At 55.8% G+C, this 12420-nt stretch carries 10 protein-coding genes; 8 read left to right on the top strand and 2 right to left on the bottom strand.

Features of this window, described 5'->3' with window-relative positions; genetic code table 11:
* Window position 1 precedes the first annotated feature (1 nt).
* The 8 genes from CQ011_RS06850 (at window position 2) to CQ011_RS06815 (ending at window position 9639) form a co-directional block, all read left to right on the top strand.
* Window positions 2–622, top strand: coding sequence for a hypothetical protein (locus CQ011_RS06850; protein WP_105675853.1), 621 nt, complete (start codon window positions 2–4; stop codon window positions 620–622).
* 59 nt (window positions 623–681) lie between these two features.
* Window positions 682–1281 (top strand): copper resistance CopC family protein, encoded by a 600-nt coding sequence (locus tag CQ011_RS06845; RefSeq protein ID WP_181148015.1) that lies wholly within the window; start codon window positions 682–684, stop codon window positions 1279–1281.
* A gap of 155 nt (window positions 1282–1436) precedes the next feature.
* Window positions 1437–1985 (top strand): copper chaperone PCu(A)C, encoded by a 549-nt coding sequence (locus CQ011_RS06840; protein ID WP_181148014.1) that lies wholly within the window; start codon window positions 1437–1439, stop codon window positions 1983–1985.
* On the top strand, window positions 1986–3197 hold the full coding sequence (locus CQ011_RS06835) for a Dyp-type peroxidase (protein ID WP_105675847.1): 1212 nt from the start codon (window positions 1986–1988) through the stop codon (window positions 3195–3197).
* Between the two features lie 107 nt (window positions 3198–3304).
* Window positions 3305–5419 (top strand): bifunctional copper resistance protein CopD/cytochrome c oxidase assembly protein, encoded by a 2115-nt coding sequence (locus tag CQ011_RS06830; protein ID WP_105675845.1) that lies wholly within the window; start codon window positions 3305–3307, stop codon window positions 5417–5419.
* Window positions 5409–6176, top strand: a complete 768-nt coding sequence (locus CQ011_RS06825) for a hypothetical protein (RefSeq protein ID WP_105675843.1) — start codon at window positions 5409–5411, stop codon at window positions 6174–6176. Before CQ011_RS06830 ends, CQ011_RS06825 begins: the two co-directional genes overlap by 11 nt.
* 105 nt (window positions 6177–6281) lie before the next feature.
* Window positions 6282–8198 (top strand): NHL domain-containing thioredoxin family protein, encoded by a 1917-nt coding sequence (locus CQ011_RS06820; protein WP_105675841.1) that lies wholly within the window; start codon window positions 6282–6284, stop codon window positions 8196–8198.
* Between the two features lie 175 nt (window positions 8199–8373).
* The gene (locus CQ011_RS06815) at window positions 8374–9639 is read left to right on the top strand and encodes an MFS transporter (RefSeq protein WP_105675839.1); all 1266 of its coding nucleotides are present in this window, start codon (window positions 8374–8376) and stop codon (window positions 9637–9639) included.
* On the opposite strand, the gene CQ011_RS06810 is transcribed toward CQ011_RS06815, so the two are convergent.
* Together CQ011_RS06810 and CQ011_RS06805 are read right to left on the bottom strand one after the other, a co-directional pair.
* A complete protein-coding gene (locus CQ011_RS06810; RefSeq protein WP_146112575.1) occupies window positions 9636–10637 on the bottom strand; it encodes a zinc ribbon domain-containing protein in 1002 nt (333 codons plus the stop codon). The two genes, CQ011_RS06815 and CQ011_RS06810, sit on opposite strands and share 4 nt — an antisense overlap.
* A gap of 40 nt (window positions 10638–10677) precedes the next feature.
* Window positions 10678–12384 (bottom strand): helicase HerA-like domain-containing protein, encoded by a 1707-nt coding sequence (locus CQ011_RS06805; protein ID WP_170947806.1) that lies wholly within the window; start codon window positions 12382–12384, stop codon window positions 10678–10680.
* Window positions 12385–12420 lie beyond the last annotated feature (36 nt).

Below are 12420 nucleotides of genomic sequence, written 5' to 3'. Positions count from 1 at the left end.
CGTGTCCAAGGACTTCGGCCCCACCCGCGTACTGCGTGGTTGGCTAGCTGCAAGCCTCTGCACTTGGACAGCATTCGCCGCACACGCGCATAGCGCACCGACTCGGGCTTCGCTCGTGGTGATGGTCCTGATTACCTGTGTTTCTGCCGTCATCGCCACCGCTATGGTGGGCAAAAAATTCTCTTTACTCAGCACGAGTCTGGTCGTTTTGCTCAGCCAAGGCCTCTATCACCTAGGGCTTTCGGTGATGACACACCACAGTGTGGATGTCGTGGCTACTCAAGGATCAACGTCAGGACATCAGCATGGAGACATGTTGGTGGGAAACATTGCCTCGCATTACAGCGCCGTGCAATCAGAATCAATGCTCTACGCGCACGTACTTGCAGCGCTAACCAGCATCTTGGTGCTGCGTGTGGGCGAACAGCTACTATCCATCGTGTGGGCGTCCCTGACATTGAGCGCTGTGCGCCACGTCTTGGTCCTTGCCACGCAGATGGTTCCGGAATTCCCGAAGGCCCCGGCAAATTTTGTCACTCCGGTGTTGAACCACCTTTCGGTGTTCTTGCGGCTCCCTGCGCGGCGGGGCCCACCTTCCAACGTATTGAATCTTTTCGCTTAAAACGACTCAATACACTCCGATTGTGCACCCCCGGTACATGATCATTTGGAAGGAATATTTTGAACTCCCTTGCTCTACAGCACTCCCGCACACTTTTGGCCCGGCTTTCAGCGGCCATTTTGATAGCCCTCGTCGCTGTCTTTAGCAGCGTCAGCGCAGCTTCGGCACATGACGAGCTGATCTCCTCAGACCCGGCCGCTGGCTCGACAGTGACTAAATCTCCCGAAAAGATCGAATTGGATTTCTCCGGTGAACTGCAGCAGCTCGCTGGTGCAGACACTTCCGTGGTGGCCTTGAGCGCCGAAGACGGCACCAAGCTGGCCAGCGAAGTGACTACCAAGGGCAAGAACGTCACCGTAGTACCGGAGAAAAAACTTGCTTCGGGAACGTACAAGCTTGTTTACCGCGTGGTCTCCTCAGATGGACACCCAATCGAAGAGAGCTTCAACTTCACCGTCAAACTGCCGGTAGCTGCCAGCGCAACGCCCAATGATTCGGTCACCAATGCACCGGCACCGTCGGCACCAGCCGAACAAAACAACGAACCAATTCAGCAGCTCGGATCCCAGATTAGCCCGGTCATTTGGGTCATCGTTGGCATTGCAATCCTCGGTGCAGCAATCGCCGTGCTGGTGAAGTTCACTCGCCAGAATAAGTAGGCGCTTGCGCCCACCGCGCATTACTACCAACTCCACAACATTTCTTCGCAAGGCGACGGATGCCGGTAATACCGGTTGCCCGAGCGCATGACTTCACATGCCCAATTCACCGGAGGAAACCTCGGCCTTGCGAGCGAGCGAAAGCTGACAGAGCAATGAAAAATTTCAAATTCGCCACCACCCTGACCATTTGCGCAGCAGTCTTGTTGAGCGGTTGTGCCCAAAACACGGATGCAGTCACTCCTGCTGGAGCCAGCGAGCAAGTACAGAGCACTCAAGCAGAGAATCTTCGCACCAATGAAACCTGGGCGAAAGCAGCAGAAAAGGGCATGAGCGCTGCCTTCGGAACGCTGCACAATGCAGGGGAATCAAAGCTTGAACTTGAACGCGTCACAGACCTGAGCGCCAATACCGTGATTGAAATTCATGACACCGAAGGTCAAGGTACTAAGGCTGCGATGAAGCAACACGAAGGCGCCCTGCTCATCAATCCGGGTGAAGACGTAGTCCTGGCGCCTGGCGGAACGCACTTTATGTTCATGGATCTAAAGAGTCCTCTCGTCGCGTCACAAACCTCGACCTTGCAATTGGAATTCAGTGACGGAAGCAAAACCCAAGTGCAATTCCCTATTCGTAACTTCAGCGGCGCCAACGAAAGTTACCACGGCTCCGCGGACGAACACGAAGATCACGGGAGTCACTAAGTGACCAGCGCAAATCTCCACCCCTCACGCAGGGTGATTCTCGGAGGTTCCGCGGCGGCCGCCTTGGGCGGAGTCTTTGCCGGATTTGGTGTCGGCAGGGCCACTGCCGATGAAATACCTGAAGCCTTAGCCGTGGAAAACCCGCACACACAATTCGCTGCATTCCACGGTAAATATCAGGCGGGAATTCTCACCGAACCACAAGCTCACGCGGTTTTCCTGGGTAGCAATGTTCACTTCGATGGGCTCAAAAAGTCCGAACGAATCGAAAAGATTCGTTCGATACTGCAAATGCTCAGTTCGGATATTGAACGCTTAGTCTCCGGCAGGGGAGTGCTTGCAGATACTGAGCCAGAAATGTCTCACGCGGCGGCACAACTCACGGTGACCGTGGGTCTGGGGCCGGTGATACTCGATCTTTTAGGGCAGAGCGCGGCAGAGGTCGGCGCGTTGCCGCCATTTACTGGTGAAAAGCTTGACCCGCGGTACGGACAGAGTGATCTGATAATTCAGTGTTGTGCGCAGGACCCCACAGTCCTACATCATGCGGTGCGTGCCTTGCGCAAAAATCTGCGGGGCATTACCGAAGAACTGTTTACCCAGACTGGTTTCACCCATGCGGCGCAGACCGTGCGAGAAGGTCAAGGTTTTCGCAATCTCTTTGGACAACTCGATGGGACGAATAATCCCACCGGCCAAGCGCGTGAACTTGCGGTGTTTGGTGATGATCAGGACCCAAGCTGGAGCCCAGCGGGCACCGTCTTGGTGCTGCGTCGCATCGAAATGAACCTGGATAAATGGGATGAAGTGGACCGGACCGGACGAGACTTTGCGCTCGGACGGCGGCAAAGTGATGGATCTCCGCTGTCTGGTGATTCGCTCAGCGACCCGGTGGACCTACAGGCAGTGAACGCTATGGGTTTACCGGCCATCGCCGCGCACGCGCATGTTGCTAGGGCCAAACCTTCCAGCGGTGCCGAGGTCCTGTGGCGACGCGGGTACAACTATCACGCGGAGAATGGTTCGGGGCTCATCTTTGCGTCCTATCAGCGAGATCCACGTACCAGTTTCATTCCGGTGCAGCAGCGGTTAGCTCAGCTTGATGCGCTCAACGAGTGGACTACACATGTGGGCTCGGCTATCTATGCGATCCTGCCCGGAGTCCGCGAAGGAGAGTACTTGGGAGAGTTCTTATTCACCGCTAGTACTTAGCCGCACGTAGCAATGTGGTGAGGCGGTGTGAGATGCACCGCCTCACCATAGGAAAAGCCCTACCCGATTAATCCCGGGGTAAATGCAAGTGAGATGATGGAGAGGTTATGGCCACTCAAATACCAAAGCCACCGGCTCAAGCCACGGCGCCGCAGAAACTCTCCATTTCGCGCTACCTGATTCTGGCGATCCCTGTAATGGCGATCGTTTTTCTTAGTGCAGCGCTCTTCACCGGTATTGCGGTTCCCAGTGAGCTAGCTGACCCCGGGGCATTTGTGCGGTGGGCTTTGCCAATATCTCGCGCAATTCATCACAGTGCCATGGCTATCACCGTGGCGGCACTGATATTTGCGGCGGTCATACTTCCCCGGACTACAAAAGTTCGGCGTGCCAGCGCGGATGATGGGCGAATTGAGGTCGGGCAGAGTCACCCGGCTTTCACTCGTGCCATGAATATCGCTGCCGGCGCCGGAATGGTGTGGACGCTTGCCGCGGCTACCGTCTTGCTATTGACCTTCTGGGATCTGGCCGGTGTGCCAATGAACCTAGACCCAAGCTACACCGCAGCGATCCTCGACTATATTCTGCAGCTTGCCACCGGCCGGGCATGGGCATGGATGATCGTTATCGCGGCGATCACCAGCTCCTTAGCGTTGGCGCTACGTTCGCACACAGGAGTGGGACTTGCCGCGGTGTTCTCGCTGTTCGGCATAATTCCCATGGCATTTATCGGGCACGCAGCCGGCGGAGACGACCACTACGGTGCGGTGAACTCCATAGCCTTACACCTGGTAGCAGTGGTTATTTGGTTCGGTGGCATTGTCGTCTTGGCTTTGCTCTCTCCAACGCTGTCCAGTAAAGCGCCCGGCCGATATGAGACACGACCGGTACTTGCTGGCGTAGTACTCAGCCGTTTTTCAGCCCTGGCAACGTTCGCCATCATCTTGATGGCAGGATCCGGGCTCGCCTCAGCCACGATCCGGATTACCGAATTTGATCAGTGGTTCTCCAAATATGGCCTCGTTGTTATTGCCAAGGTCATCTTGACCTTAGCGCTTGGCTTCCTAGGGCTTATGCATCGCCGACAGGTCATTCCGCAATTGCTGGCAGGTAAGTTCACCGCGCTAGCCGCCGCATGGCGGATCGTGACAGCTGAACTAATTCTGATGGGCGCGACCATGTCATTGGCGACGGTGCTGGCGCGTACCGCACCACCAACCGATGATCAGCCGCCAGCGGATGCAACCCCTGCTCGTTTGCTGACAGGCTATGAACTACCACCAGCGCCGAACACCGCAAGCTGGTTCACCGTCTGGCGGTGGGACTGGTTATGGGTCGCAATCTGCTTCTTCTTGCTGGCACTGTATGTGTGGGCCTTTATTATTCTGCGCCGTCGCGGGGACAAACCAAGTTTCCCTCGGCTGTTTAGCTGGATTATCGGCTTAGTGGTGCTCTTCTACATCACCAGCGGTGCCCTGTCCGTCTACGGCAAGGTGCAGTTCTCGGTGCACATGGTTGACCACATGTCATTGACCATGATTGCCCCGATTTTCTTGGTGCTAGGCACCCCGGTCACCTTGGCGCTGAAGGTCTTGGGTTCACGAACCGATGGAACCCGAGGACCGCGTGAATGGATCCTGTGGGCGGTGCATTCGAGGTATTCGGCGGTAGTCACCCATCCGATTTTCGCGGCCGTCATGTTCGCCGGATCAATTGTCGTTTTTTACTTCACCCCGATTCTCGAAATCGCCATGAAGTACCACGCGGGGCACGAATTGATGAACCTGCACTTCTTGCTGACCGGCTACATCTTCGCCTTGTCGCTGGTGGATGCCGACCCAATTCCCAAGCGTTACCCGTATCCGATGCGGCTGATTGTGTTGCTTGCTACCGTAGCTTTCCACGCGTTCTTCGGTGTAGCAATGATGGGCAGCGAAAACCTCTTGGCTCCGGACTGGTTCGGCAATATGGGGCGCACCTGGGGTGGCACGGCAATGGAAGACCAAGTTGTTGGTGCCGGCGCGATGTGGGCCATTGGCGAGGTGCCGACCCTGGTCCTAGCCATCCTCGTGGTGGTTTCGTGGCTACGACAGGACAAAAAGGACACCAAACGTTATGACCGTCAGGCAGAGCGTGATGGGGACGCCGAGCTGGAGGCCTATAACCAGATGTTTGCACAGATGAAACAGCAAGAAACTAAGGGAGAACACCGTGGCCGCTAAGCTATGGAAGCTAACGGCGGTTATGCTGGCCGGTGGGTTACTACTATCCTCGTGTACCGCACCAGAAACCGGTGGCGAGATGCCCGATGACCTAACTCATCAAAAGGCTACAGAGCAGCCCGCGGAGCCAAGCACACATAGCACGGCGCCGAGTAATACGGCAGAAGAAATGACGCGGGCACAATTTATCGCCTCGACCGGTTCGGTCATGGCGGCAACCTTAGGTTTCCCGAATTCACGTCAAATTTCGCCCGAGGAGCTCAAAGGCCTGGCGGTACCGCCTACTGACACCCTCAATGATGTCGTGGTGCTGCCCTCCCAGTGTTCAAAACCAGTCGAAGACCTGAATTGGTCACCGGCTCAAATGGGCACCGAAGCCGCTCGCACCGATTTCACCAACGAAGCGCAAAATATTGCGGGCTCTATCGAAGTGGCCAAGGTGACCAACCAGCAGAAGCTCGAAGATCATTACAAGACAGTGCTTGAAATTCGTACCGAGTGTAAAAGTGTGAAGCTCAATGGGCTGGATTTCACCGAAACATTGAAATTCTCCAGCCCCGGAATATCCGACGTTGACTCTCAGTTGTATTACACACGCACCGGGGACTCCGCGAACGCTCGCGAATCGCTGGTTCTTATGCAAAGCAAGGGCGACTACGTGGTCATGGTTTCGTTCATGTCCACCGTCTCTCTGGCCGAACAACAATTCAAAGAAGTGGCCAAGACCATCTTGGACACCGCCGTTTCACAGCTGTAACTGGCTTAGCATCGCTTCATACTCTTCGGCGGTGAAAGTCCAGTGGAGGATAATTAATACTTCACTGTCGCATTTAGATAGTGAAGTCGCCTTGAAAGGACCATCATGAGTGCAACTTCCGATTCAGTACGCGCAAACTACAAGGTGAGGGCCAGCGAGCTGTTGGGTCGCAACTGGTTGAACACCGGTGGCGAACAACTGAATCTCGAAGCTCTCCGTGGCAAGATTGTGCTCCTCGATTTTTGGACCTTCTGCTGCATTAACTGCCTTCACGTGTTGGACGAACTGCGTCCCCTTGAGGCAAAATACGCCGACGTGTTAGTGACCGTTGGCGTGCACTCCCCAAAGTTTGAGCACGAGGCAGACCCAGACGCACTGGCTGCCGCCGTGGAACGCTACGAAATTCACCACCCGGTACTTGACGATCCAGAGCTTGTCACCTGGCAGGCCTACGGCGCGCGCGCCTGGCCAACACTGGTGGTCTTGGATCCCGAAGGCTACATCGTGGCGCACCTCTCCGGTGAAGGCCATGCTCAGGGCCTGGGCTCACTAGTTGATGAACTAGTCGCCGAACACGAAGCCAAGGGCACCTTGCACCGTGGAAGCGGTCCCTACGTGGCGCCCGAAGCCCGCGAGGGAGACCTACGATTCCCCGGCAAAACCATCGCCTTGGCGAACGGTAATTTCCTGGTCGGCGACTCCGGTCACCACCGTTTGGTAGAACTAGGGAATGATCTGAGCACCGTGGTGCGCACCATCGGCGCCGGGGTTAAAGGTTATGCCGACGGAGATGCACAAAGCGCTCAGTTTAATGAACTGCAGGGTCTGACCGCACTGCCCACCGAGCTTGCCGCGAAGGTTGGCTACGACGTAATCGTTGCAGATACCGTCAACCACCGCTTGCGCTCGGTGAACCTGAGCACCGGCGAGGTAGGTACGCTAGCTGGCAACGGAGTGCAGCGTCTGCTGGATGCGGAAAACGCTCGCCAGGAACACCAGCCCACTGACTTGGGCACTGACTCGTTGAACGTTTCGTTGTCCTCACCGTGGGACGTGCTCTATCACCCATCGGGCAAGGTCATCATCGCGATGGCTGGAACCCACCAAATCTTCTCCTTTGACCCGCTGACCAGTGCCTTGCATGTGTACGCCGGTAGTGGATTAGAAGGTCTGTCCGATGGCGCACCATTGGAAGCATGGTTTGCCCAGCCTTCCGGGCTGACCTTGGACACCAATGATGATGTGTGGGTTGCCGATTCGGAGACCAGCGCTTTGCGTCGTTTGGAAATTGACGGGCACGGCGAGGTCATCAAGGTCCACACCGCCATTGGTGCAGGACTGTTCGACTTTGGTTTCCGCGATGGTGAAGCGGACCAGGCTCGCCTGCAGCACCCACTGGGTGTAACCGCACTGCCCGACGGTTCTATTGCTGTGGCAGATTCATACAACGGCGCCGTGCGCCGCTTTGATCCGGTGACGCAAATGGTTTCTACCCTGGCCAAGGGGCTGAAGGAACCGGCAGATGTATTGCTGGACGACTCGGTGGATGGCGCTCCGGTACTGCTGGTGGTGGAAACCAACACCCACCAACTGATCCGTATTCCGGTGCCTGCCGAAGCGCTGGTCGTCGACGAGGGCGCAAGCCAGACCCAACGTCCAAAGACTAAGGTGCAGGCCGGTCAGCACGAGATCGTGGTGCGCTTTGCGGCACCTAAGGGACAGAAACTCGATGACCGTTGGGGAGATCCCACGCAGTTGAAGATTTCGTCCAGTCCCGAAGAGCTGCTTCTTGACGGTGGTGGCACTTCTATTGGTTTGACCCGGACCTTGAAGCTAAACCCCGAGGTGAGCGTCGGCGTATTGCACATTACAGCCCGTGCCGCGGCCTGTGATGGGGAACCTGGCGGAGAAATTCCAGATCATGCAGCCTGCCACCTCTACCAGCAAGACTGGGGCATCCCGGTGGAGCTCGATGAGTCCGGAGATAACGAACTCTTGTTGGATCTTCGTGGAGTGAATTAGTCACAGTGGATCCCAGATCAAGGCGCGCTTTGCTTTGCGAAGCGCGCCTTGATCATTTAAAAACCAAGAAATTGAGGAAACCTCACCAATTTTATCCCAGGCAGTCGTTAGACTGGATGCCGACAGGAGGAGCCGAAACGGTACAGCATCGGCTAGCTAAGTAGTGGCAAACAGGATGTTCCGGGCACTAGAAGTTCCGAACTATCGGTTATGGGTCATTGGTGCACTTGTCTCTAATATCGGCACATGGATGCAGCGTGTGGCCCAGGACTGGTTGGTACTCACGGAGCTCACCGACCACGACGGGATAGCCACCGGAATCACCACCGGTTTACAGTTCCTGCCCATTCTGATTCTTGGACCTTACGCGGGGCTCATTGCCGATAGATATGACAAGCGCAAGATCTTGCTCGTCACTCAAACTTTCATGGGTTTGTGTGCGCTGGTCTTGGGAACCCTGGTCATTACCGGAACGGTGCAACTGTGGCATGTCTATGTGCTGGCCGCATTGCTGGGGGTGGGCTCGGCCTTTGACGCTCCAGCCCGGCAGGCATTTGTGTCCGAAATCGTGCCAGGAACGCACCTAACCAACGCCGTGGCGCTCAATAGCGCCAATTTCAACCTCGCCCGGTTGGCGGGGCCAGGCATCGCCGGCGCGGTGATTGCGTTGGTGGGAACCGGCCCAGCCTTCTTGCTCAACGGCTTGTCTTTCCTTGCGGTGCTCTTCTCCTTGAGCAGCATGAAAATCTCCGAACTGAGCCGCTCAACACCTGTCAGGAGAGCTAAAGGACAGGTACGCGAGGGGTTCAAATACGTGAAAAACCGCAAAGATCTCTTGCTGATCTTTGCGATGGCCTTTGTGATTGGCACCTTCGGACTGAACTTCCAATTGACCAACGCGATGATGGCCGCCGAAGTTTACGGTGTGGGTGCGGCAGAATACGGAATTCTGGGTAGCATCATGGCCATCGGCACCTTCGCCGGAGCTTTATTTGCGGCGCGCCGTTCCAGACCACGTTGGCGTTTTGTCATTGGTGGTGGCATTGCCTTTGGCGCCACGGCTTTATTGTCCGCAGTGATGCCGCACTACCTGCTTTTTGCCGCGAGTTTAGTGTTGGTGGGGCTTAGCTCGCTGACGTTCCTGAACAGTTGTAACACCATGGTGCAGACCTCGGTTCCACCAAAGTATCGCGCACGGGTCTTGGCGCTGTACCTGATGGTGGTGCAGGGCGGAACGCCGCTCGGGGCGCCTTTAGTGGGTTGGATCGCCGAACTGCTGGGGGTACGCGCTGCGGTTGCGTTCGGAGCCATACTCTCGTTGTTAGTCTCGGTGCTGGCGCTGATTATCTGGCAACGATTCCGCGCAGATGCTGTGCCCCTGAGAACACAGTTCAAAGAGATTATCTTGCCGCACCAACGGCGCGAGGGAACCGAAGATTAGTCTTCGGAGCCGGCTACGGGCACCACACTGACCTCGGAAGTGCTCGTGGTGAGCTGAGCGGTGAAAGAAAATTCATCGCTCACGGTTTTTTTCTCCAACGAACCGGTACGTAAATCTTGCTCGGTCAGCGACAACTTTGCGGTGACCTTCAACGGGCTAAGCACCCAGGCGCCGTTATAGTAATTAACCTCAATAGTCGGGTATTTCGCGATAGACCATTTGATAGTCTCCGGGTTCACCCGGGACGGTGTGTGATACGCAAACGGACACCCCGACGGCATGAGTACCTGCTGTGCCGCACATTTATCGAGGTATCCGCGGACCTTGGAATTGATCTGTGCGATAAATTCTTTGGTGGGCTGTGTCTTTAATGAAATTTCTACCGGCTTCTTGGCGGGGCCGGTGACGACTACACCACGGGTGTCGGCTTCGAAGTTCTTAGTGCTGAAGCTTGCGTCGGTAATCGAGGGGTAGAACACCGGCAAGGTGCTGACGCCCTTAACCAGTGGGATTTTTTGTCCGCTGACGGATACCTCATTGACCGTATTCGCTTTGACCTTGACCGTGGGTAGGGTTACCGGTTCGAAGGCCCACCGATCAAAAAATAACCAGGACTTTCCGGTACTGCGCAAGGTGTAGGTTGATTCCTTATCGACGCCGTCGGCCTTGTACTTGGCGACGACGGTGCGAATATCGGGATTATTCTCTGGTGTTTCGGCCTTTTGCGCCTCAAAATCTGTGATCCCAGCTTGGGTGCGCTTGAGCACTTCCCCGTCCAAGGCGACAGCGTCACCGGTCGGGACTTTGGCACCTAGCAGTCCAAGGGCTTCAGCGCCTTCGCCGGCCAGCAGATGCTGATGCAAGGACTGAACAGCGTGCTCGGCAGAAAACAGGGTGCGGTTAGCAACGATGGCGCTGGTGACTACCAACGCAGCGATGATGACGGCCGCGGTCGCCCAGCGCAGAGCAAGGCGTGGCACAGAGATACGAGATTTCATTATTAATCAGGCTAGCGGGTTTCGGTTCAGAGGTTGTAACTCAACGGCGACGTCGGCGGCGTTTTGTGCCGAACATTCCACGGAGCAATTCACGTCCAATGCTGTTTGCTGCATCGAGAGCAAAGTCCATCAGTGGGTTGACTTGATTGTTTGAAGATTTAGTCGGCTCTCGCGGAGGATTTGCGGGTTCCGATGAAGAATTTGTACGTGACGAAGATGGCGTAGCAGTGTTTACCGGTCCAGAGCCTGTGGCAGGCTGCGTATTTTGTGGCATCGTGCTCGGTTTGCCAAGAATTGAATCGGCAATCCGTTGCGCCTCGGCATCCACATCTTGTGGACCCGAAGAATTGGCCGCGCCGGGTGGGGCCTCCGTGGGTGCTTGAGCGTCCGGAGCAGTTTCGCCACTGAGCATCTCCATGGCCGAACGCCTATCCACGGCGGTTCCATATTTCGGTGCTAGTACAGAGCTTTGAATGAGTGCTGCTTGAGTTTCAGGTGCTGCCGGACCAATATGCGAGCCGGGTGAGGTGAGTTTAGTCCACGCCACCGGGGTCGGCGCGCCACGCTCGTTAAGCACGGTGATAACCGCCTCGCCAACGCCCGCCTGGGTCAGCGCTTGTTGCAGGTCTAGTGGACCAGATGGGAAGGTCTTGATGATTGCCTTGAGCGCTTCGCCATCCTTTGGGGTGAAGACACGCACCGCATGCTGGATACGGTTACCAAGCTGCCCGAGGACCTCATCTGGTAAGTCTGAAGGGGACTGGGTAACAAAGAACAGTCCAACACCCTTGGAACGGATTAAGCGCACCGTAGAAATAATCGCGTTGACGAAAGCCTTCGAAGCATCCTTGAACAGCAGGTGGGCTTCATCCAGGAAGAATACGAGTTTTGGTTTGTCCAAATCACCGGCTTCTGGCAGATCTTCAAAAAGATCTGCCAGCAACCACATCATGAATGTTGAGAACAACAGTGGCTGACGGTTGAGCGATGGAAGCTCCAAACAGCTAATAATTCCGTTGCCTGATTCATCAAATCTGAGGAAATCAGCGGTATCAAATTCTGGCTGGCCAAAGAACTTGTCTAAACCTTGGGACTGCAAGATGGTTAGCCCACGTAGGATCACCGAGGCAGTGGCCGAAGGAACCCCACCCAGCCCCTTGAGATCTTCTTTGCCTTCATCGCTGAGCAAGAAACTCAAAACGGCTTTGAGGTCTTTGAGATCATCCATGGGAAATTCACGTTGATCGGCGTAGTGGAAGACCAACTGGAGACATTCTTCTTGCGTTTCGTTGAGTTCTAGGACTCGTGAAAGCAGGATGGGGCCAAAAGAATCTATCGTGGCACGTACCGAGATACCGTCGTTTCCTTCGCCCAAGGCAAGGAATTCCACCGGGTTAGCCCGTGCGGTGAACTGATGGCCAATACTTGAAAGTCGCGCGGTGAGCTTTTCGCTTGCCGTCCCGGCTTGAGCTAGACCGCCAAGGTCGCCCTTGATGTCGGCGAGAAATACGGGCACACCGTGTGCACTCAATTGCTCCGCCATCACCTGTAAGGTGACGGTCTTGCCGGTGCCGGTAGCGCCGGCAATAATTCCGTGTCGATTGAGCATGCGCAACGGAACCCGAACTTGGGCTTCTGTAACGGGATTTCCCGCAACAATTGCAGCACCTAGTTCAAGGCATGCGCCGTCGAAAACGTAACCATCTTTGAGCGCCGTGAGGTTCTCCTGCGAAGTACTTTCAGCCATGTCCATAGCCTACGCATGCAATGGTGACGAAGTGAC

This window comes from Arthrobacter sp. MYb213 (assembly GCF_002979915.1).
Taxonomy (GTDB): Bacteria; Actinomycetota; Actinomycetes; order Actinomycetales; family Micrococcaceae; genus Glutamicibacter.
This window is presented reverse-complemented; position numbering and strand designations above follow the sequence as displayed.

Excerpts from the sequence above, each read along its gene's own strand:
- CQ011_RS06805 (WP_170947806.1), bottom strand. The coding sequence starts at position 12,384 with ATGGCTGAAAGTACTTCGCAGGAGAACCTCACGGCGCTCAAAGATGGT.
- CQ011_RS06810 (WP_146112575.1), bottom strand. The coding sequence starts at position 10,637 with ATGAAATCTCGTATCTCTGTGCCACGCCTTGCTCTGCGCTGGGCGACC.
- CQ011_RS06815 (WP_105675839.1), top strand. The coding sequence starts at position 8,374 with ATGTTCCGGGCACTAGAAGTTCCGAACTATCGGTTATGGGTCATTGGT.
- CQ011_RS06820 (WP_105675841.1), top strand. The coding sequence starts at position 6,282 with ATGAGTGCAACTTCCGATTCAGTACGCGCAAACTACAAGGTGAGGGCC.
- CQ011_RS06840 (WP_181148014.1), top strand. The coding sequence starts at position 1,437 with ATGAAAAATTTCAAATTCGCCACCACCCTGACCATTTGCGCAGCAGTC.
- CQ011_RS06830 (WP_105675845.1), top strand. The coding sequence starts at position 3,305 with ATGGCCACTCAAATACCAAAGCCACCGGCTCAAGCCACGGCGCCGCAG.